Source organism: Streptomyces sp. NPDC041200 (assembly GCF_055591805.1).
Map to the genome: position 1 here is coordinate 741,656 of NZ_JBVIZF010000003.1, position 20,905 is coordinate 762,560.

Genomic DNA, 20,905 nt, shown 5'->3' on the forward strand with positions numbered 1-20,905 from the left:
AACGGCCCGGCGCGGGTGTGGGAGGGGTGCTACGGGTTCCGCTACGGGAGCAGCGGCAGCGGCTGGAACGTCAGCGAGGCCGACGCCGTGGCCGGGCTGAGACCCGGGGCACCCGCGAAGGCGGCGGTGTAGGTGCTGGCGGTCAGCACGGTGGCCGGGACGGTGACGTTGGTCAGCGTCGCCGTGCCGGACGCGTTGGTGACCGCGCTGCCCAGGGCGATCGGGCCCAGCACGGTGTTGGCCGTGAAGGCGATCGACCGGCCGGGGACGGGGTTGTTGGCCTGGTCCTTGAGGGTGGCGCTGAGGGTCGGGATGATGAGCTGCCCGTTGAGCCGCAGCCGGATGACGGCCGGGGTGGCGGTCAGCGTGGTGGTCGTCGAGCCGGACACGGTCTGGGTGAGCGACGCGGTCGACGGGCCGTAGCAGGTGTCGCCGCTGTAGGTGGCGGTGACCGTGTGGGAGCCGGTGGTGAGCGCGTTGGTGGTCACGGCCGTCTGTCCGGCCGCGTTGAGCGTTCCGGTGAGGGTCGGACCGCCGCTGATCACGAACGTGACGGTGCCGGTCGGGGTGCCGGTCGCGGGGGCCACCGGGGCCACGGTGGCGGTGAAGGTCACCGTCTGGCCGGGGGCGGAGGGGTTGGGGGTGGAGGTGAGCGTGGTGGTGGTGCTGGCCGTGTTCACCGTGGCGGTGGCGGTGCCCGCCGACCCCGCGACGCCCGTGCTGCCCCCGTAGGTGGCCGTGACGGTGTGCGAGCCCACCGCCAGCGCACTGGTGGTGACGCAGGCCTGACCGCTGGCGTTGAGCGTTCCGGTCAGGGTCGGACCGCCGCTGATCACAAAGGTGACCGTGCCGGTCGGGGTGCAGGTGCCCGGGGCCGTGGCCGTCACCTGCGCGCAGATCGTCACCGGCTGGCCGCACACGGACGGGGTGGGCGAGACCGTCACCGCCGTCGTGGAGCTGGCCTGGTTGACGGTGACCGAGGCGCTGCCCGTGGAGGGCGCGACGCCGCCGCCTCCCCCGAAGGTCGCCGTCACCGTGTGGTTGCCGATCGGGATGGCGGTGGTGGAGACACAGGCCTGACCGGTGGCGTCCACCGTGGCCGTGAGCGTCGGACCGCCCGTGACCACGAAGGTCACCGTGCCGGTCGGGACGCAGGTGCCGGGCGGCACCGTGGTCACCTGGGCGCACAGCAGGACCGTCTGGCCGCAGACCGACGGGGAAGGCGTGACCGAGACCGTGGTCGTGGACGACGCCGGGTTCACCGTCAGCGAGGTCGTGCCCATCGAGCCCCCGACGCCGGAGTCGCCCGCGTAGGTGGCGGTGATCGTGGACGTGCCGACCGGCACCGCCGTGGTGGTCACGCACGCCTGGCCGGTGGCGTCCAGTGTCGCCGTGAGCGTCGGACCGCCCGAGATCACGAACGTCACGTCGCCGGTCGGGAAGCAGGTGCTGGGCGGAGCGACCGTCACCTGGGCGCAGATGGTGACCGCCTCACCGCAGACGGACGGGCTCGGCGTCGCCGTGACCGTCAGCGTGGACGTGCCCTGGCTGACGGTGACCGTCCCGGTGCCCGTGGAGCCCGCGACGCCGGTGTCGCCCGCGTAGGTGGCGGTCACGACGTGGGTGCCGACGGGGATGGCGCCGGTGGTCACACAGGCCAGGCCGGTGCCGTCCACCGTGGCCGTGAGCGTGGGTCCGCCCGTGACCACGAAGGTCACCGTGCCGGTCGGGGGGCAGGTGCCGGGCGGCACGGTCGTCACCTGGGCGCAGAGCGTCACCGGCTCGCCGCAGGCGCCGGGGTCGGGGGAGTTGACGGTGGTGGTCGAGGCCGCCTGATTCACGGTCACGCCCGTGGTGCCCGTGGAGCCCGCGACCCCGGCGTTGCCCGCGTAGGTGGCGGTCACCGTCTGCGTGCCCACGGGGATGGCGGTGGTGGTCACGCACGCCTGGCCGGTGGCATCGAGGGTCGCCGTGAGCGTCGGACCGCCGGTGATCACGAACGTCACGTCACCGGTCGCGGCGCAGGTACTGGGCGCGCCCACCGTCACCTGGGCGCACAGGGTGACCGCCTCGCCGCAGACGGACGAGGTCGGCGTCGCCGTGACCGTGGTGGTGGACGTGCCCGGGTCGACGGTGACCGTCGACGTGCCCGTGGAGCCCGCGACACCGGTGTCACCGGAGTAGGTGGCGGTCACCGTGCTGGTGCCGCCGGGCAGTTCGTCGCTGGTCACACAGGCCTGACCGGTCGCGTCGAGCGGCGCGGTGAGCGTCGGGCCGCCGGTGACGGCGAAGGTCACCGTCCCGGTGGGCGTACAGGTCCCCGGCTCGTCCACGGTCACCGTCGCGCACAGCGTCACCGACTGGCCGCACACCGACGGGTCGGGGGTGGCGGTGACGACGGTGGTCGAGGACGCCTGGTTCACCGTGAGCGGGACCAGGGGCGAGTTGGACGAGGAGAACTCGGTGTCCCCGCCGTAGAAGGCCACCGCCAGATGGAGGCCCACATCCAGATCGGCGACCGTGACGGACGCCTGGCCGGTGGCGTCGAGGGGCGCGGTGGGGGCCGGTCCGTCGGCGCTGATGATGAACGTCACCGTGCCGGTCGGGACCCCCGTGGCGGGCGGGACGGCCGCCACGGTCGCGGTCAGGGTCACCGCTTCGCCGCAGACGGCGGGGTTGGGCGAGACCGTCAGGGAGGTGGTCGTCGCCCCCTGGTTGACCTGCTGGATGCTGGTGCCCGTCGAGGGGTCCAGGTTGGCGTCGCCGCTGTAGGTGGCCGTCACCGTGTGGGAGCCCACCGCGAGGGTGCTGTCGGTGAAGACGGCCTGCCCGCTGGCATCGACCGGGACGGTCACCGGCGTACCCGCGTCCAGGGTGAAGGTGACCGTACCGGTCGGGGTGAACGCGCCCGGCGGGACGGAGGCGACGGTCGCGGTGTAGGTGACGGTCTGGCCGGGGACGGAGGGGTTCGGGGTGGAGGTGACCGTGGTGGTCGAGGAAGCCATGGGAGCGGCCCCTTCCCGGGGTGCGGTATGGGGAGGGGTGGACCGCCCGGGTCTGCGCGCCGAGTGCCACGGAGACCCTGTTCGCCCTGCGTGGGGGTGCCCATACGGCCGACCTGTCTACGTCAGAACGACAAGCCGACTGTCCCCCGCCAGGGGTATGGGCGGCCCACCGGTCGGTATCTGCAAGTAAGCCGTTGCCTACGCCAGATGGGCCAGACCGCAGAGGGTGAATGCATCCGTATGGCGCAGCGCGACCCCCCGCGTCCGTGCGCCTCCCCGCGCGGGCGTGATACGGGGCGCCCCCACGCCCCCAGCACCTCCGGCCCGTCCCGGGGAGAGGGCTTACGACTCGGCCGCCGCCGTCTCCCGCACCGGCTCCACCAGCACCGTGACGATGCGGTTGCGCCGCCCCGCCGGGGATTCGGCGGTCAGCCGCAACGCCTTCAGGGCCGGGTCGGTGCCGCCTTCGGGGATGTCGACCTCGGCCGTGGCGCCCGCGATGGGCACCCGGCCCAGCGACTTGGCGAGCAGCCCGCCCACCGTCTCGACGTCCTCGTCCTCCAAGGCCGTGCCGTACAGCTCGCCGAGGTCGCCGAGGCCGAGCCGGGCGGTGACCCGGTGGGTGCCGTCGCCGAGGTCCTCGATGGGCGGCAGTTCGCGGTCGTACTCGTCGGTGATCTCGCCGACGATCTCCTCGAGGATGTCCTCGATGGTGACGATCCCGGCCGTGCCGCCGTACTCGTCGATCACCACGGCGACGTGGTTGCGCTCCTGCTGCATCTCGCGCAGCAGGTCGCCCGCGTTCTTGGTGTCGGGGACGAAGGCGGCGGGCCGCATGGCGGTGGAGACCAGCTCGGACTCGGACTCGCGGTTGATGTGCGTCTTGCGGACCAGGTCCTTGAGGTAGACGATCCCGACGATGTCGTCCTCGTTCTCCCCGGTGACCGGGATCCTGGAGAAGCCGGAGCGCAGCGCGAGGGTGAGGGCCTGCCGGATGGTCTTGAAGCGCTCGATGGCCACCAGATCGGTGCGCGGCACCATCACCTCGCGCACCAGGGTGTCGCCCAGTTCGAAGACGGAGTGCACCATGCGCCGCTCGTCGTCCTCGATCAGCGACTCCTGCTCGGCGAGGTCGACCAGCGCGCGCAGCTCGGCCTCGGAGGCGAACGGGCCCTTCCGGAAGCCCTTTCCGGGGGTGAGCGCGTTACCGAGGAGGATCAGCAGCGGCGGGATGGGGCCCATGATCCGGGCCAGCGGGATCAGCACATAGGCGGCGACCGTCGCGGTGTTGAGCGGATGCTGGGCGCCGATGGTGCGCGGCGAAACGCCGACGGCCACGTACGACACGAGGACCATCACGCCGATCGCGACGGTCAGCGCCTTCCAGGTCTCCGGGAACGCGTGCAGACAGCCGTACGTGACGACGGCCCCCGCCGCCACCTCGCACGCGACGCGCACCAGCAGCGCCACGTTGAGGTAGCGGGTGGGGTCCTCGGCGACCAGCATCAGCTTGGCGCTGCCCCGCCGCCCGTTCCGTACCGATTCCTCGGCGCGGAACCGGGTGGTGCGGGCGAGGCCCGCCTCGGCGCAGGCCGCCAGCCAGGCGACCACCACCAGCAGGACCGCCGCCGTGAGGAGCTGCCCGTTCATCGCGTGGTGGGGGCCGGGGAGGGCCCGGTCAGACCGTACTCGGCCCGCCAGCCGTCGATGATCGCCGCCTGGAGGCCGAACATCTCGGCGCGCTCGTCCGGCTCCTCGTGGTCGTAGCCGAGGAGGTGGAGGACGCCGTGGACGGTGAGCAGCTGCAGCTCCTCGTCCATGGAGTGCCCGGTCGGCGCCTCCTCCCCCTGCTTCTTGGCCACGTCGGGGCAGAGCACGATGTCACCGAGGAGGCCCTGCGGGGGCTCCTCGTCGTCCTTGGCGGGCGGCCGCAGCTCGTCCATCGGGAAGGACATGACATCGGTCGGCCCCGGCAGGTCCATCCACTGGATGTGGAGCTGCTCCATGGCGTCGGCGTCGACGACGATCAGCGACAGCTCGGAGAGCGGGTGGATACGCATCCGGGCCAGCGCGTAGCGGGCGACGTCCAGGATCGCGCGCTCGTCGATGTCCGTGCCGGATTCGTTGTTGACGTCGATCGCCATGGGGTGGTTCGTCTTTTCTCGGGTCTCTTCGGGGACGGTCACTTGCCGTTGCGGCTGTCGTACTGCTCGTACGCGTCGACGATACGGCCGACGAGCTTGTGCCGGACGACGTCCTTACTGGTGAGCATGGAGAAGTGGACGTCGTCGACGCCGTCCAGGATCTCCCGCACCTGGCGCAGACCGCTCTTGGTCCCGCCCGGGAGGTCGACCTGGGTGATGTCACCCGTGATCACGATCTTGGATTCGAAGCCGAGCCGGGTGAGGAACATCTTCATCTGCTCGGGGTTCGTGTTCTGCGCCTCGTCGAGGATGATGAACGCGTCGTTGAGCGTCCGGCCGCGCATGTACGCCAGCGGGGCGACCTCGATCGTGCCCGCGGCCATCAGGCGCGGGATGGAGTCGGGGTCGAGCATGTCGTGCAGCGCGTCGTACAGGGGCCGCAGATACGGGTCGATCTTCTCGTAGAGCGTGCCGGGCAGGAAGCCGAGCCGCTCCCCCGCCTCGACCGCCGGCCGGGTCAGGATGATCCGGTTGACCTGCTTGGACTGCAGGGCCTGGACCGCCTTGGCCATCGCGAGATACGTCTTGCCGGTACCGGCCGGGCCGATGCCGAAGACGACGGTGTGCTTGTCTATCGCGTCGACATAGCGCTTCTGGTTGAGCGTCTTGGGGCGGATGGTGCGGCCGCGGTTGGACAGGATGTTCTGCGTGAGCACCTCGGCGGGCGTCTCGGCCGCCTCGCCCTCGCCGTTCTCGGCTGCGCGCAGCATGGAGATGGAGCGCTCCACCGCGTCCTCCGTCATCGGTTGACCGGTGCGGAGCACCAGCATCATCTCATCGAACAGACGCTGGACCAGGGCGACTTCCTCAGGGTCCCCGGTCGCGCTGACTTCATTGCCCCGGACATGGATATCGGTCTTCGGGAACGCCTTTTCGATCACACGCAGCAACGAGTCACCGGATCCCAGGACCATGACCATCGGGTGCTTGGTCGGAACCGTGAACTGCGCGTGCGCCTGCGGTGCTGTGGTTGGTTGCGTCATGGGCTCGGCTCTGCGGCCTGCTCCTACCTCCTGCGACAAGGGTTCTCGCTGCTCGACAACCTTGAGATACCAGGGTACGACGGGGCACCGACAACCCCCGAGCGCTTTTACTCCCTCCCATTCATCACGCCGGCCCGTCAGCGCTCCGTGCCTGGTACCGGGCACCGGTGTTCACGCCCGGCGGAAACCGATCGTGGGGACGGCCCGGCGCAAAAGGCCCGGGCGCGCGGCGGTCGGCAGCAGACGATCGAGGAAGGCGTACCGCCGCAGCGCGCTCGGGGACTGGTCGTCGTACGAGCGGGCGTGCTGCCACCAGGCGCCGATCTCGCACCAGCCGGGCGCGGACAGCGAGCCGCCGAACTCCTGGACCGACAGCGCGGCGGTCAGCCCGGCGAACGCGAGCCGGTCGGCGAGCGGCCAGTCGGCGAGCGTGCCGGTGACGAAGCCCGCGACGAACACGTCCCCCGCGCCGGTCGGATCCAGCGCCTCCACGGCGATCGCGGGCACCTCGGCGGTCTCGCCGGTGCGGCCGTCCACCGCGTACGCCCCTTCCGAGCCCAGGGTGACCACGGCGAGCGGCACCCGGTCGGCGAGCGCGCGGGCGGCGGCCCGCGGGCACTCGGTGCGGGTGTAGCTCATCGCCTCGGCCGCGTTGGGCAGGAACGCCTCGCAGTGCTCCAGGTCGGCGAGGTCCGCCGGGTCCCAGCGGCCGGTGTCGTCCCAGCCGACGTCCGCGAAGATCCGGCTGCCGCGCCGGGCGGCCTCGGCCACCCACTCCTCCCGGCGGCCGGGCACCAGGGAGGCGATGGCGGCCCGGGCCGGGGGCGGGCTGCTGGGCGCGGCCTCCTCGGGCGGCGGCGCCTCGTGGCCGTGGCTGACCATCGTGCGCTCGCCCTCGTACGCCATGGAGACGGTCACCGGGGAGTGCCAGCCGGGAATGGTGCGGGAGAGCGCCAGATCGATGCCCTCGCCGCGCTCCAGCGCGTCACGGCAGTAGTCGCCGTAGTGGTCGTCACCGAAGGCGGCGGCGAGCGAGGTGCGCAGCCCCAGCCGGGCCAGCGCGGTGGCCATGTTGGCGACGCCGCCGGGGCTGGAACCCATGCCGCGGGCCCAGGACTCGGTGCCGCGGACGGGCGCGGAGTCCAGGCCGGTGAAGATGATGTCGAGGAAGACGGTGCCGGTGAGATAGACGTCACAGCCCGTGTCTCCGGGGCCGCGGACGCCCGCGAGCGGATCGAGCAGGGGGCAGCTCGCCGAGGGCTGGTCACCGTCGTGTGTCGTCACCGTGTGCTCCCAGGTCGGACCGTTCTGTTCTGTTGCTGCGGGCGGGGCGGATGCGGCCAGTGTGCCCGATGGCGGCGGAGCGCGGCCGGAGAGCGCTAGCGCCGCTTCGGTACGGCGACGCTCATCAGGTCCTGGGCGACGGTCAGCTCCCCGTCGAAGCCCGCCGCGCGTGCCTGGCGCTCGAACTCGGCCGGATCGCCGTACCGCTGCGAGAAGTGCGTCAGCACCAGGTGGCGTACGCCCGCCCCGGCCGCGATCCGGGCCGCCTGCCCGGCCGTCAGATGGCCGTGCTCGGTCGCCAGCGGCTCGTCCTCGTCCAGGAACGTCGACTCGATCACCAGCAGATCGCAGCCCTCCGCCAGCGCGTGCGCGCCCTCGCACAGCCGGGTGTCCATGATGAAGGCGAACCGCTGGCCGCGCCGGGCCTCGCTGACCTCCTCCAGCGTGACCGTGCGCCCGTCCCGCTCGATCGCGCCCTCCCGCTGGAGCCGGCCGATCTCGGGCCCGCGCACCCCGTGCGCCGCGAGCCGCTCCGGCAGCATCCGGCGTCCGTCCGGCTCGACGAGGCGGTAGCCGTACGACTCGACCGGGTGCGAGAGCCGGACCGCCTCCAGGGTGTACGCGGGGGTACGGGCGATCACCCCGCCGTCACCGCTGACCGGCTGCTCGGTCAGCTGCACCGTCTCGCGGTAGGCCGTGGCGTACCGCAGCCGGTCGAAGAAGCGCTGACCGCTCGCCGGGTAGTGCGCGGTCACCGGGTGCGGGACGCGGTCGAGGTTGATCCGCTGGATGACTCCGGACAGCCCCAGCGAATGGTCCCCGTGGAAGTGGGTGACGCAGATCCGGTTGATGTCATGGGCGGCGACCCCGGCCCGCAGCATCTGCCGCTGCGTGCCCTCACCGGGGTCGAACAGCACGCCCTCGCCGTCCCAGCGCAGCAGATAGCCGTTGTGGTTGCGGTGCCGGGTGGGCACCTGGCTGGCGGTGCCGAGGACGACCACTTCACGTGCGGACAACGGGACTACCCGGGGGGCCAGTTGAGGCCGCGGCCGCCGAGGACGTGGGCATGCGCGTGGAAGACGGTCTGCCCGGCCCCGGAGCCCGTGTTGAGCACCACCCGGTAGCCGGTGCCGTCGATCTTCTCGTCGGCGGCGACCGTGGCCGTCTCGCACAGCACGTCCGCGGCGATCTGCGGCTCGGCGGCCGCCAGGGACGCCGCGTCCGGATAGTGCACCTTGGGGATCACCAGGACATGCGTCGGCGCCTGGGGGTTGATGTCGCGGAAGGCGACGGTGGTGTCCGTCTCACGGACGACGGTCGCCGGGACCTCCCCCGAGACAATCTTGCAGAACAGGCAGTCGGCCTGCGGTTCTCCCGCCACCGGTGGCTCCTTACGGATCGTCGGCTGGATCATCGGCACTTCTGGATCATCAAGGCTTCCGCACGGGATGCTACCGGGCCTCCCGCGGGCGGTGGGCCCGAACCAGATGGTGACCAAGACAAGCACACGGCCCGCGGTCGTGAGGACTTGGAGGAACGTCCGCGGGAGCCTATTTCCCGGGCGCCGTGGTCCTCTGGTCCCACGGGTGGGTGGTGGTGGCCTCGTCCCAGGGATGAGTGCGGGTCGGTGCGGGGCTCTGGGCGCCGTCGGTGTCGCCGTCGCCGTCGCACTCGCCGATCACATTGGCCTGGAAGACCCGCTGGCCCTCCACCGTGCCGGTCAGATCGCCGCGCACACAGTGGTTCTCCCGCACATAGGTGACCTTGCCCCTGATCCCGATGGCCTGGTCGTCCTCGGTCCTGCCCCGGCAGTCCACCGAGGCGTCCGTGGTGCCCGCGTCACCCGTGCTCGAGGCCGAGGCCCCGGCCGTGGGGCCGCGCTTCAGATCCGCGTTGCACGTCAGCCAGCGCACCCCGATGCCGCCCCGCTCCAGGGCGGAGGTGCCGACCTTGTCCGTGGTGATCGAGACGGCGACCGCGGTGACCGCGCCGTCCCTCGGCTCACAGCCCGTCACCGCGATGGCCGCGACGACCGCGGCCACGGCCGCCAGCAGCGGCCGTCCGTGCCGTACATGATGGCTTAATACCCCCATAGAGGACAGGTTCCCATCACCCACGGCGAACCGGAAGACCTTCGTCGGCCACCCGGGCCTCAGCCCCAGCGGCCGGTGCGTCCCAACAGCAGCGCGGCGGCGGCGGTTCCGGCCGTGGAGGTACGCAGCACGCTGGGGCCCAGCCGGTACGGGCCCGCGCCCGCCGCGGCGAAGGCCGCCAACTCCTCCGGCGAGACGCCCCCTTCGGGGCCCACGACGAGCACGATATGCCCCTCGTGGGGCAGTTGGGCCGTCGCCAGGGGGACGCTGCCCTCCTCGTGGAGCACGGCCGCGAGGTCGGCTTCGGCGAGAAGCCGGGCAACCTCCTTGGTCGTCATCGCGTCCGCGACCTCCGGGAAGGTCAGCCGACGGGACTGCTTGCCCGCCTCGCGCGCGGTCGACCGCCACTTGCCGAGCGCCTTCTGCCCGCGTTCGCCCTTCCATTGGGTGATGCAGCGGGCGGCCGCCCACGGGACGATCGCGTCGACGCCCGTCTCGGTCATGGTCTCCACGGCCACCTCGCCGCGGTCGCCCTTGGGCAGCGCCTGGACGACGGTGATCCGCGGGCTCGGCGCCGCCTCCCGGCGTACGCCGTCGACCTCGACCAGCAGCCGGTCCTTGCCCTCGACGGCCGCCACGGTGCCCGATACGCCCGTACCGGCGCCGTCCGTGAGGACGACGGCCTCACCGACCCGCAGCCGCTTCACCGACACCGCGTGGCGCCCCTCGGGGCCGTCGAGCGCGATACGGGCCCCTGTGGCCGCTCCCGCGAGGTCGTCGGCCACGAACACCGGGGCGCTCACGACACCACGCCTCGCGGGGCCTGGAGCCCGTAGCCGGACCGCGCCGCGTCCAGTTCGACGGCCAGGCTCTCCACCAGCCGCGCGGCGGGCAGTTCGCGCGCCAGCCGGTGCCCCTGCCCGGCCCACAGCGCCATGCCCTGCGGGTCGCCGCCCCTGGCCGCCGCCTTGCGCAGCCCGGAGGTGAGGTGGTGCAGCTGGGGGTAGGCGGCCGGGGCGTACGGGCCGTGGTCGCGGATGAACCGGTTGACCAGCCCGCGGGCCGGGCGGCCGGAGAACGCCCGGGTCAGCTCCGTCCGGCCGAACAGCGGGTCGGTCATGGCCGTCTTGTGCAGGGCGTTCGCCCCCGACTCGGGGCAGACCAGGAACGCGGTGCCCAGCTGTCCCGCCGACGCGCCCGCGGCCAGCACCGCGGCGATCTGCGAGCCGCGCATCAGCCCGCCCGCCGCGATGATCGGGATCTGCACGGTCTCGCGCACCAGCGCGACCAGCGACAGCAGCCCGAGCACCGCGCCGGGGGCATCGTCCGCCGGGTCGTTGCGGAAGCCCCCCTGGTGGCCACCGGCCTCCACGCCCTGGACGCAGACGGCGTCGGCGCCCGCCCACTGGGCGGTCTCCGCCTCGACCGGCGAGGTCACGGTGACGATGGTCCGGGTGCCCACCCGGGCGAACGCGTCCAGCACGGCGCGGGTGGGACAGCCGAAGGTGAACGAGACCACCGGGACGGGGTCGTTCAGCAGGATCGCCAGCTTGGCGTCGTACGCGTCGTCGGAGCTGGCCTCGGGGTCCCCCAGCGCGGTCTGGTAGCGGGACGCCTCACCCGCGAGGCGGTCGGCGTAGACCGCCACGGAGGTCGGGTCGCCGGGCGGCTGCGGCATGAACAGGTTGACGCCGAAGGGGCGGCCGGTCAGCCCGCGCAGCTGCTTGATCTCCTCGTACATCGCCTCCGGCGCCTTGTAACCGGCGGCGAGGAAGCCGAGGCCCCCGGCCTCGATGACAGCGGCGGCGAGCTGCGGGCAGGAGGCCCCGCCCGCCATCGGAGCCTGCACGATCGGGTACCGGGCGAGATCGGTCAGCGCGGAGGACATGGCCACATGGTGCCATGTCCCCCGCGACGATCCGCCACCGGATCAGCGTCCGTTGAACGCGTCTTTCAGGCGCGAGAACAGCCCCTGCTGCCCGGGCTTGAACTCCCCTGTCGGCCGCTCCTCGCCGCGCAGCTTGGACAGCCGCCGCAACAGCTCCTCCTGCTCCGGGTCGAGCTTGGTCGGGGTCGTCACCTCGACGTGCACGATCAGATCGCCCCGGCCGCCGCCGCGCAGATGGGTGACGCCGCGCTGGTGCAGCGGGACCGACTGGCCGGACTGGGTGCCGGGCCGGATGTCGATCTCCTCCAGGCCGTCCAGCGTCTCCAGTGGCACCTTGGTGCCGAGGGACGCCGCCGTCATCGGGATCGTCACCGTGCAGTGCAGGTCGTCGCCGCGCCGCTGGAAGACGGGGTGCGGGACCTCGTGGATCTCCACGTACAGGTCGCCCGCCGGGCCGCCGCCCGGGCCGACCTCGCCCTCGCCCGCGAGCTGGATGCGGGTGCCGTTGTCCACACCGGCCGGGATCTTCACGGTCAGCGTGCGCCGCGAGCGGATCCGCCCGTCGCCCGCGCACTCCGGGCACGGGGTCGGCACCACGGTGCCGAAGCCCTGGCACTGCGGGCAGGGCCGCGAGGTCATGACCTGGCCGAGGAAGGACCGCGTCACCTGCGAGACCTCACCGCGGCCGCGGCACATGTCACACGTCTGCGCCGAAGTACCCGGCGCCGCGCCCTCACCGCTGCAGGTCGTGCACACCACGGCGGTGTCGACCTGGATGTCCTTGGTGGTGCCGAACGCGGCCTCGCTCAGCTCCACGTCGAGGCGGATCATGGCGTCCTGGCCGCGCCGGGTGCGGGACCGCGGGCCGCGCTGCGAGGCGGTGCCGAAGAACGCGTCCATGATGTCGGAGAAGTTGCCGAAGCCCGCGCCGAACCCACCGGCGCCGCCGCCCGCGGCCGACCCCGACGGGTCTCCGCCCAGGTCGTAGACCTGCTTCTTCTGCGGGTCCGACAGCACCTCGTAAGCGGCGTTGATCTCCTTGAACCGCTCCTGGGTCTTCGGATCCGGGTTCACGTCCGGGTGCAGCTCGCGTGCGAGCCGGCGGAATGCCTTCTTGATCTCGTCCTGCGAGGCATCGCGCTGCACGCCCAGGACTGCGTAGTAGTCCGTCGCCACTTACGACTCCGCCAGGATCTGTCCGACGTAACGTGCCACTGCGCGTACCGCTCCCATCGTTCCGGGGTAGTCCATGCGGGTCGGTCCGACCACGCCGAGTTTGGCGACGGCTTCGTCGCCCGAACCGTAGCCGACCGCGACGACCGAGGTGGAATTCAGCCCCTCGTGAGCATTCTCATGCCCAATGCGCACGGTCATACCCGAGTCTTGCTCGCCGAGCAGCTTGAGGAGGACGACCTGCTCCTCAAGTGCCTCCAGCACGGGCCGGATCGTCAGGGGGAAATCATGCACGAAACGCGTGAGGTTCGCGGTTCCGCCGATCATGAGCCGCTCTTCGGTCTCCTCGACAAGCGTTTCGAGCAACGTCGCCAGCACGGTCGAGACCGTCCCCCGGTCCTCCTGTTCGAAGGACTCCGGAAGATCCTGCACCAATTGCGGCACATCCGCGAACCGCCGCCCCACGACCCGGCTGTTGAGCCGGGCCCGCAGATCCGCCAGCGAGTCGTCGCTGATCGGAGCCGGGCAGTCCACCACGCGCTGCTCGACCCGCCCGGTGTCGGTGATCAGCACCAGCATCACCCGGGCCGTGGCCAGCGGCAGCAGCTCCACGTGCCGCACCGTCGAACGGGTCAGCGACGGATACTGCACCACCGCGACCTGCCGGGTCAGCTGCGCCAGCAGCCGGACGGTGCGCCCCACCACGTCGTCGAGGTCGACGGCGCTGTCCAGGAAGCTCTGGATGGCCCGCCGCTCCGGAGCGGACAGCGGCTTCACTCCGGCCAGCCGGTCCACGAAGAGCCGGTACCCCTTGTCCGTGGGGATGCGCCCGGCGCTGGTGTGCGGCTGGGCGATGAAGCCCTCGTCCTCCAGCGCGGCCATGTCGTTGCGCACCGTGGCCGGGGAGACTCCCAGCCGGTGCCGCTCGGTGAGCGCCTTGGAGCCGACCGGCTCCTCGGTGCCCACGTAGTCCTGGACAATGGCACGCAGCACTTCGAGTCTGCGTTCGCTGAGCACCCCGCGCACCTCCAGTCCAGCCGTGTCATCGGTCGTCCCTCTGGCACTCAACGGTCACGAGTGCCAGAACCCCTCAGCCAGTGTACGGCGGGGTGCGGTGGCCACGGCAAGAGCCGCCCCCCGCCGGCGCCCCGGCCACACGTCACGCTATCGCTGTTGGAGCTAGCGTCTCGGTATGAAGACGTGTTGGGAAGAGGCCGGGTGGGAACAGCTCGGTCCCGATGTCGCCCGCCGCAGGCTGCCCGACTGGGACTGCACGGTCGGCGTGATCACCGGCGAGACGGACGTCCTCGTGGTGGACAGCGGCTCCACACTGCGCGAGGGCGCGGCGCTGCGGGCCGAGATCACCCGGCTGACCGGCCGCCGTCCGACCCGGATCGCGCTGACCCATCCGCACTTCGACCATGTCCTGGGCACGGCCGCGTTCGCGGGCTGCGAAGTGTACGGAGCCACCGGCGTGGACGGTCTGCTGCGCCACGACCGGGAGGCGCTGCGCGAGGACGCGATACGGCACGGGGTGCCCCCGGGGGCCGCCGCCGAGGCCGCCGATCACCTCGTACCGCCGCGTCACGTGGTCTCCGGGGAGATCACCCTCGACCTGGGCGGCCGGTCTGTGCTTCTGGCGAACGTGGGGCCCGGGCACACCGCCCATGACCTGGCCGTTCTGGTCCCGGGCCAGGTTCCCGGCCAACCGGAGGTGGTGTTCTGCGGCGATCTGGTGGAGGAGTCGGGCCCGCCGCAGGCCGGACCCGACGCGATCCCCGCCCACTGGCCCGCCGCCCTCGACCGGCTGCTCGCCCTCGGCGGCGAGGACGCGCGGTACGTCCCCGGCCACGGGGCGGTCGTGGACGCGGCCTTCGTACGTGACCAACGCGACGAACTGGCCGCGCGCTTCGGCGTGTCCCCTTAACGCGCCTCCGCGTGTTCTGTTAGCCCGCCGCGCTATCGTCATCCGGATGCGCAGCCGACAGTACGACTCGGATCTGACCCCGCCCTGGAAGCGGCAGCAGCCCGCCCCCGAGGTTCCCGCGGACCCGGATCTCGTGGTCGAGGAGGTCACCACGGGGTTCTGCGGTGCCGTGATCCGCTGCGAGAAGACCGCGCAGGGGCCGACGGTCACTCTTGAGGACCGCTTCGGCAAGCACCGCGTCTTCCCCATGGAGCCGCGCGGCTTCCTCCTGGAGGGCCGCGTCGTCACCCTCGTACGCCCGCGTACGACGGCCCCGAGCGGGCCGCAGCGCACCGCCTCCGGATCGGTCGCCGTCCCGGGCGCCCGCGCGCGGGTCGCCCGCGCCGGGCGCATCTATGTGGAGGGCCGCCACGACGCGGAGCTGGTGGAGCGGGTCTGGGGCGACGATCTGCGCATCGAGGGCGTGGTCGTGGAGTACCTGGCGGGCGTCGACGACCTGCCCGCCATCGTGCGCGATTTCGCCCCCGGCCCGGACGCCCGGCTCGGCGTCCTGGTGGACCACCTGGTGGCCGGGTCCAAGGAGTCCCGTATCGCCGAGCAGATCACCGACGAGAACGTGCTGGTCGTCGGGCACCCCTTCATCGACGTGTGGGAGGCCGTGAAGCCGTCCTCGCTGGGCATCGCGGCCTGGCCGGCGGTGCCGCGCGGCCAGGACTGGAAGACGGGCGTCTGCCGGGCGCTGGGCTGGCCGGAGAACACGGGCGCGGCCTGGCAGCGGATCCTGTCCGCGGTCCACTCCTACAAGGACCTGCGGCCGGAGCTGCTGGGGCGGGTGGAGGAACTGATCGATTTCGTCACGGCGCCCGAGGCCGGTTAGTCGACCGCCGGTTAGTCGACCACGTCCCGCACCACCGCGTCGGCCAGCAGACGCCCCCTGAGCGTGAGCACGGCCCGACCCTGCCGGTAGGGCTCCGGCTCCAGCAGACCGTCCTCCAGCGCCCGCGCCGCGGCCGCCGCGCCTGCCGGACGCAGCAGCTCCAGCGGGCAGCCCTCGGACAGCCGCAGCTCCAGCAGGATGCGCTCCACCCGCCGCTCCTCGTCGGACAGCAGCTCCCGCCCGGCGCCCGGTGAGCGGCCCTCGCTGAGCGCCTGGGCGTACGCGCCGGGGTGCTTGACGTTCCACCAGCGCACCCCGCCGACGTGGCTGTGCGCGCCGGGGCCCGCGCCCCACCAGTCGGCGCCGCGCCAGTACAGCTCGTTGTGGCGGCAGCGGCCCTGCGGCGAGGTGGCCCAGTTGGAGACCTCGTACCAGTCGAAGCCCGCCGCCGACAGCATCTCCTCGGCGATCAGATATCGGTCGGCGTGCGCGTCGTCGTCGGTCATCGGCACCTCGCCGCGCCGGATGCGCCGCGCCAGCTGGGTGCCCTCCTCGACGATCAGCGCGTACGCCGACACATGGTCCGGACCCGCGCCGAGCGCTGCCTCCAGGGTGGCCCGCCAGTCGTCGTCGCTCTCGCCGGGGGTGCCGTAGATCAGGTCCAGGTTCACATGGTCGAACCCGGCGGCCCGCGCCTCCGCGACGCAGGCCTCGGGGCGCCCGGGGGTGTGGGTGCGGTCCAGCACCTTCAGGACGTGCTGCCGGGCGCTCTGCATCCCGAACGACACCCGGTTGAACCCGGCCTCCCGCAGCGCCTCCAGATACCGCGGATCGACCGACTCCGGATTGGCCTCGGTGGTGATCTCGGCCCCGTCCGCGAGCCCGAACGCGTCCCGGATGGCGCCGAGCATCCGCCCGAGGTCCGCCGCCGCGAGCAGGGTGGGCGTGCCGCCGCCGACGAACACGGTCTCGACCGGGCGCGGGTCGTCCCCCAGCACCTTCCGCGCGAGCCGTACCTCCTCCGCGACCTGCTCGGCGTAGTTGTCCCGGGAGGCGAGCACGCCGCCCGAACCGCGCAGCTCGGCGGCGGTGTAGGTGTTGAAGTCGCAGTACCCGCAGCGGGTGGCGCAGTAGGGCACGTGCAGATAGAACCCCAGCGGCCGCCCCGCCGCCGCGGTCAGCGCGCCGGGGGGCAGCGCGCCGTCCTGGGGCATGGGGTCGCCGTCGGGCAGTACGGAAGGCATACGCCCCATTGTCCGCCATGGCGCGGGCCGCCCCTGCCCCGCGGCCCCGCCCGGCGCCGTTCCGGCTCGGCGGCGCCGCACCCGTCGCACTCCGCGCGCGCTGCCCCGGCTACCGCTACAGCGCCTTCAGCACCAGCATCGCCAGGTCGTCGTCCGGCGGCTCCACCGCGAACTCGTCCACCGCCCGCCGCACCCGCTCCGCGACCTCCCGCGCGGTCATCCCGGCGCAGCCCGCGAGCACCGCAGCGAGGCCGTCCTCATCGTCGAACTGGCGGCTGCCGGAGCGGTGCTCCGTCACCCCGTCGGTCACGCACAGCAGCGTCTCGCCGGGCGCCAGATCGAACGTTTCACTCTCGTACGCGGCGTCCTCCACCACGCCGAGGAGTATCTGCGGCACGGCGACCGTTCGTACCATTCCATCGGGCTGGAGGACCAGCGGCAGCGGATGGCCCGCGCTCGCCAGCGTGCACCGCACCCCGCCCTCGCTGCCCGGCCCCAGCGGCACCAGCTCGCCGTACAGGAGCGAGAGGAACCGCGCCGGGCCCCCGCCCGGGGGCAGGCCCGCGCCGCCCGGGTCAACGCCGCCCGCGGCCTCGACGGCCTCGCCGACGGCCTCCTCGCCCAGCAGCTGGTTGAGGCGGTCGAGGACCTCGCCCACCTCGTAGCCCTCGCGGCCCAGCAGCCGCAGCCAGGGCCGCACCAGTCCGGTCACCACGGCCGCTTCAGGACCGTTTCCGCAGACGTCGCCGAGCACGAAGCACCAGCGCCCGTCACCGGCCGGGAAGACGTCGTAGAAGTCGCCTCCGGCAGAGATGTCGCCGGTCGGCTCGTACACGACGGCCGACTCGACGCCGGGGATGCGGGCGATCCCGGACGGCAGCAGCCCGCGCTGGAGCACCCGGCTGATATTGGCCTGGCGGGTGTAGCGCCGGGCGGAGGCGAGGGCGAGCGCGACGCGGCGCGCGAAGTCCTCGATCAGGCCGACGACTTCGTCCGGCATGCGCACCAGCCCGGCCCGCCCGAGCAGCAGCGTGCCCAGCGCGCGCCCGCCCGCGATCAGCCGGCAGGCCAGGGCCGCGCCGCCGGGCCCGTACGCCGCGGGGTCGGCCGGCCAGGGCCAGTCCAGGGCGCCGCCGCGCGCGGTGGCGGGCAGCTGGGGCGGTTCCTTCTCCAGCACCTGCCGCAGCCCCTCCATGCGGCTCTCGCTGGCGTGCCAGACCCGGGCCAGCCGCGGCGGCCCGCTGCCGGAGTCGAGCCAGACCGCGCACCAGTCGGCGAGCCGCGGCACCAGCAGCTGTCCGGCCAGCGAGGTGACCATCTCCTCGTCGAACTGCCCGGCGAGCAGGTCGGACGCCTCGGCGAGGAACGACAGCGCACCGTGCCGGGTCCATTCCGGATCGGCGCGGCGGGCGGGCACCCGGCGCGGCACGGGGGCGACGATCCCGGTACCGCGCGAGGCCCACGAGGGCGCGAGGTCCCCGGCCGCGGGCTCCTCGGGCACCGCCGGTTCGGCGGCGGCCGTGACCGACACCTGGAACCACACCGTCTTGCTGGCCCGCCGGTACGTCGTCCCCCACGCTTCGGCGATCTCGGCGACGAGCCGCAGCCCGTGGCCGCCCGCGCACTCCGCGCCGTCCGGGCCGTCCGGCGGGTCGCCGCGCAGCACCCGGGTGGGGTGGTGGTCGGTCACCTCGACGACGAGGGAGGGCGGTTCGCCCTCGTGGCTGGACACATCGAGCGCACAGCACACCTCGACGGCGGTGCCCGCGTGCACCACGGCGTTGGTGACCAGCTCGCTCACCAGCAGGACGGCCTCGTCCGCGGTCCGGTCGGTGATCCGGTCGGCGGCCGGTACGTCGAGCGCGACCCACTCGGCGAGCGCGGCGCGCACGAACCGGCGTGCCGCGGAGGCCGCGAGCGGACTGCCGGGCAGGCTCGCGCGGGCCGAGGCACTGGTACGGACGGGACCGATTCCCCCGACCGGCAGAGCCACCCCGCCTGCGGATGCAGACGGGGTGGAAGATGACGTCCCCACTGTGCGGCTCCTGAGAAGCTCCGTCATATGCGCCGTAACCCGGCACGGACAGAGTGACAGACGGACCGCACTTATATGCACCGAGTCACGCAAGTTAACTGTGTTGAGGGGAAAAATCGTGCGTAGGACAAGCCTGTTCCGGTAAGGAACCCCGGGTCGTATCCGGGGTGCGGGGTGGTGTCGCCGTGGCGGAAGCGGGGGCCGGCGCCGGGTGGGGAACCGGGGCCGGCCCCGCCGTCAGGCCTCGCGCGTACCGGCGTACATGTCCTCGATCAGGGCCTTGTACTCGCGTTCCACTACCGGACGCTTCATCTTCAGACTCGGTGTCAGCTCGCCGTGCTCCACGTCCAGATCACGCGGCAGCAGCCGGAACTTCTTGATCGTCTGCCACCGTTGCAGCCCCTCGTTGAGCCGCCGGACATAGCCGTCGATCAACTCCCGCACCGCCTCGGTGTCCACGACCTCGGCGTAGGACTTCCCCGCCAGGCCGTGCTCCTGCGCCCAGCCCATGAGGGTCGGTTCATCGAGGGCGATCAGCGCGGTGCAGTAGTTGCGGTCCGCGCCGTGCACCAGGATGTTGGAGACGAAGGGGCACACCGCCTTGAACTGACCCTCGACCTCCGCCGGGGCGACGTACTTCCCGCCCGAGGTCTTGATCAGGTCCTTCTTGCGGTCGGTGATCCGCAGATAGCCGTCGGGCGACATCTCCCCGATGTCGCCGGTGTGGAACCAGCCGTCGGACTCCAGCACCTTCTCGGTCAGGTCGGGCAGCCCGTGGTAGCCCTGCATGATGCCGGGGCCGCGCAGCAGTACCTCGCCGTCGTCGGCGAACCGCACCTCGGTGCCGGGGAACGCCTTCCCGACCGTACCGGTGCGGTAGTCCGGCGGGTTGAGGAAGCTGGCGGCGCTGGACTCGGTGAGCCCGTACCCCTCAAGGATGTTGATCCCGGCGCCCGCGAAGAAGTAGCCGATCTCCGGGGCCAGCGCGGCCGAACCGGACACGGCGGCGCGCAGCCGCCCGCCGAACGCCTCGCGCAGCTTGGTGTAGACGAGCTTGTCGGCGGCGGCGTGCTGGGCCTTGAGGCCGAACGGCACGGACGCGGTGCCGGTGCGGCGGAAGTTGTCCTGGGAGATCTTGGCGTAGTCGCGGGCGATCCCGGCCGCCCACTGGAAGATCTTGTACTTGGCGCCACCGCCCTCGCGGGCCTTCTGCGCGACCCCGTTGTAGACCTTCTCGAAGATCCGCGGCACCCCGCACATATAGGTGGGCCGGACGACCGGCAGATTCTCGATGATCTTGTCGACCCGGCCGTCCACGGCCGTCGTGTGTCCGACGTAGATCTGCCCCGCCGTCAACACCTTGCCGAAGACATGCGCGAGGGGCAGCCACAGGTACTGCATGTCGTCCGGGTAGAGCAGCCCCTCCTGGGTGCCGATGGCGATGGCCATGTAGGACCAGGAGTCATGCGCCAGCCGTACACCCTTGGGACGGCCGGTGGTGCCGGAGGTGTAGATGAGCGTCGCCAGCTGATCGGCGCGCAGCGCGTCCGTCCGCTCCCGTACGGCGTCGGGATGCTGGGCCAGGTGCGCCGCGCCGCGCTTCTCCAGCTCGGCGAGGGAGAGCACCCAGCCCTCCGGGTCGTCCCCGGCGGGCGTCGCGTCCTCGGCCTCGATCACCACCACATGGGCGAGGTCGGGCAGCTCGTCGCGCTTCTCGCGGACCTTGGCGAGCTGGGCGCCGTCCTCGGCGATCAGGACCCGGCTGCCGGAGTCGGCGAGGATGAAGGCGGTCTCCTCGGCGTTGGTGCTCGGGTAGACCGTGGTGGTCGCCGCGCCCGCGCACAGCACACCGAGATCGCCGAGGATCCACTCGACGCGGGTCGAGGAGGCGAGCGCCACCCGCTCCTCGGGGCTGACGCCGAGGGTGATCAGCCCGGCGGCGATGGCGAAGACCCGATCCGCGCTTTCGCGCCAGGTCAGCGGGCGCCACTCGTCCGGGCCCCGGCCGGAGGCGGGCGGCACCGGATAGCGGTACGCCTCCTTGTCCGGTGTCGCCTCGACGCGCTGGAGGAAATGCGTCGCCAGGGACGGCGGCCGGGTCTCGAGCAGATTCTGGGTGTCGGTCACGGCATCCTCCGGGGCCCGCCTCAGTGCTTGGTGACTCGCGAGTAACCTTCGCGTGGCGATCAGGG

The 20,905-nt window shown here is 72.4% G+C and carries 17 protein-coding genes; 2 read left to right on the plus strand and 15 right to left on the minus strand.

The window, feature by feature from the left end; genetic code table 11:
• Positions 1-41 precede the first annotated feature (41 nt).
• The 12 genes from ACZ6CL_RS13160 to hrcA all read right to left on the minus strand — a co-directional run bounded on the left by ACZ6CL_RS13160 (position 42) and on the right by hrcA (position 13,647).
• The gene (locus tag ACZ6CL_RS13160; protein WP_468935017.1) at positions 42-3,005 is read right to left on the minus strand and encodes a beta strand repeat-containing protein; all 2,964 of its coding nucleotides are present in this window, start codon (positions 3,003-3,005) and stop codon (positions 42-44) included.
• A gap of 342 nt (positions 3,006-3,347) precedes the next feature.
• The gene (locus ACZ6CL_RS13165; RefSeq protein WP_468935020.1) at positions 3,348-4,655 is read right to left on the minus strand and encodes a hemolysin family protein; all 1,308 of its coding nucleotides are present in this window, start codon (positions 4,653-4,655) and stop codon (positions 3,348-3,350) included.
• Positions 4,652-5,149, minus strand: a complete 498-nt coding sequence (gene ybeY / locus ACZ6CL_RS13170; RefSeq protein ID WP_123104078.1) for an rRNA maturation RNase YbeY — start codon at positions 5,147-5,149, stop codon at positions 4,652-4,654. The genes ACZ6CL_RS13165 and ybeY overlap by 4 nt, the downstream gene beginning before the upstream one ends.
• Positions 5,150-5,187: 38 nt before the next feature.
• The gene (locus ACZ6CL_RS13175) at positions 5,188-6,192 is read right to left on the minus strand and encodes a PhoH family protein (RefSeq protein WP_468935023.1); all 1,005 of its coding nucleotides are present in this window, start codon (positions 6,190-6,192) and stop codon (positions 5,188-5,190) included.
• A 171-nt stretch (positions 6,193-6,363) separates the two neighbouring features.
• Complete coding sequence (locus ACZ6CL_RS13180) at positions 6,364-7,476, minus strand: PfkB family carbohydrate kinase (protein WP_468935025.1); 1,113 nt, start codon at positions 7,474-7,476, stop codon at positions 6,364-6,366.
• A 95-nt stretch (positions 7,477-7,571) separates the two neighbouring features.
• The gene (locus ACZ6CL_RS13185) at positions 7,572-8,492 is read right to left on the minus strand and encodes a ribonuclease Z (protein ID WP_468935028.1); all 921 of its coding nucleotides are present in this window, start codon (positions 8,490-8,492) and stop codon (positions 7,572-7,574) included.
• Positions 8,493-8,497: 5 nt separating this feature from the next.
• Positions 8,498-8,857: a histidine triad nucleotide-binding protein gene (locus ACZ6CL_RS13190; RefSeq protein WP_468935031.1), complete on the minus strand. Its 360-nt coding sequence runs from the start codon at positions 8,855-8,857 to the stop codon at positions 8,498-8,500.
• Between the two features lie 169 nt (positions 8,858-9,026).
• Positions 9,027-9,569 carry a hypothetical protein gene (locus ACZ6CL_RS13195; protein ID WP_468935033.1) on the minus strand — a complete coding sequence of 181 codons (543 nt, stop codon included), beginning with the start codon at positions 9,567-9,569 and terminating at the stop codon, positions 9,027-9,029.
• A 59-nt stretch (positions 9,570-9,628) separates the two neighbouring features.
• On the minus strand, positions 9,629-10,372 hold the full coding sequence (locus ACZ6CL_RS13200) for a 16S rRNA (uracil(1498)-N(3))-methyltransferase (RefSeq protein ID WP_468935036.1): 744 nt from the start codon (positions 10,370-10,372) through the stop codon (positions 9,629-9,631).
• Positions 10,369-11,457 carry a nitronate monooxygenase gene (locus ACZ6CL_RS13205; protein ID WP_468935038.1) on the minus strand — a complete coding sequence of 363 codons (1,089 nt, stop codon included), beginning with the start codon at positions 11,455-11,457 and terminating at the stop codon, positions 10,369-10,371. The genes ACZ6CL_RS13200 and ACZ6CL_RS13205 overlap by 4 nt, the downstream gene beginning before the upstream one ends.
• Before the next feature lie 42 nt (positions 11,458-11,499).
• A complete protein-coding gene (gene dnaJ / locus ACZ6CL_RS13210) occupies positions 11,500-12,633 on the minus strand; it encodes a molecular chaperone DnaJ (RefSeq protein WP_468935041.1) in 1,134 nt (377 codons plus the stop codon).
• A complete protein-coding gene (gene hrcA / locus ACZ6CL_RS13215) occupies positions 12,634-13,647 on the minus strand; it encodes a heat-inducible transcriptional repressor HrcA (RefSeq protein ID WP_468935044.1) in 1,014 nt (337 codons plus the stop codon). It abuts the gene before it with no gap.
• A 175-nt stretch (positions 13,648-13,822) separates the two neighbouring features.
• On the opposite strand from hrcA, the gene ACZ6CL_RS13220 reads away from it, so the two are divergent.
• Complete coding sequence (locus ACZ6CL_RS13220) at positions 13,823-14,557, plus strand: MBL fold metallo-hydrolase (protein WP_468935047.1); 735 nt, start codon at positions 13,823-13,825, stop codon at positions 14,555-14,557.
• Positions 14,558-14,603: 46 nt separating this feature from the next.
• Entirely contained in the window at positions 14,604-15,434 is an 831-nt protein-coding gene (locus tag ACZ6CL_RS13225; RefSeq protein ID WP_468935050.1) for a DUF3097 domain-containing protein, read from the plus strand.
• 11 nt (positions 15,435-15,445) lie between these two features.
• Here ACZ6CL_RS13225 and hemW read toward each other — a convergent pair whose 3' ends face one another.
• The 3 genes from hemW to ACZ6CL_RS13240 form a co-directional block, all read right to left on the minus strand.
• Positions 15,446-16,678: a radical SAM family heme chaperone HemW gene (gene hemW, locus ACZ6CL_RS13230; RefSeq protein ID WP_468935053.1), complete on the minus strand. Its 1,233-nt coding sequence runs from the start codon at positions 16,676-16,678 to the stop codon at positions 15,446-15,448.
• Positions 16,679-16,793: 115 nt separating this feature from the next.
• Positions 16,794-18,740, minus strand: coding sequence for a SpoIIE family protein phosphatase (locus tag ACZ6CL_RS13235; protein ID WP_468935055.1), 1,947 nt, complete (start codon positions 18,738-18,740; stop codon positions 16,794-16,796).
• Positions 18,741-18,950: 210 nt separating this feature from the next.
• Positions 18,951-20,840: an AMP-dependent synthetase/ligase gene (locus tag ACZ6CL_RS13240; RefSeq protein ID WP_468935058.1), complete on the minus strand. Its 1,890-nt coding sequence runs from the start codon at positions 20,838-20,840 to the stop codon at positions 18,951-18,953.
• Positions 20,841-20,905: the final 65 nt, after the last annotated feature.

What these genes read in the sequence shown, in the direction of transcription:
- ACZ6CL_RS13160 (WP_468935017.1), bottom strand. Translation starts at nt 3,005, where the DNA reads ATGGCTTCCTCGACCACCACGGTCACCTCCACCCCGAACCCCTCCGTC.
- ACZ6CL_RS13165 (WP_468935020.1), bottom strand. Translation starts at nt 4,655, where the DNA reads ATGAACGGGCAGCTCCTCACGGCGGCGGTCCTGCTGGTGGTGGTCGCC.
- ybeY (WP_123104078.1), bottom strand. Translation starts at nt 5,149, where the DNA reads ATGGCGATCGACGTCAACAACGAATCCGGCACGGACATCGACGAGCGC.
- ACZ6CL_RS13175 (WP_468935023.1), bottom strand. Translation starts at nt 6,192, where the DNA reads ATGACGCAACCAACCACAGCACCGCAGGCGCACGCGCAGTTCACGGTT.
- ACZ6CL_RS13195 (WP_468935033.1), bottom strand. Translation starts at nt 9,569, where the DNA reads ATGGGGGTATTAAGCCATCATGTACGGCACGGACGGCCGCTGCTGGCG.
- ACZ6CL_RS13205 (WP_468935038.1), bottom strand. Translation starts at nt 11,457, where the DNA reads ATGTCCTCCGCGCTGACCGATCTCGCCCGGTACCCGATCGTGCAGGCT.
- ACZ6CL_RS13220 (WP_468935047.1), top strand. Translation starts at nt 13,823, where the DNA reads ATGAAGACGTGTTGGGAAGAGGCCGGGTGGGAACAGCTCGGTCCCGAT.
- ACZ6CL_RS13225 (WP_468935050.1), top strand. Translation starts at nt 14,604, where the DNA reads ATGCGCAGCCGACAGTACGACTCGGATCTGACCCCGCCCTGGAAGCGG.
- hemW (WP_468935053.1), bottom strand. Translation starts at nt 16,678, where the DNA reads ATGCCTTCCGTACTGCCCGACGGCGACCCCATGCCCCAGGACGGCGCG.
- ACZ6CL_RS13235 (WP_468935055.1), bottom strand. Translation starts at nt 18,740, where the DNA reads ATGACGGAGCTTCTCAGGAGCCGCACAGTGGGGACGTCATCTTCCACC.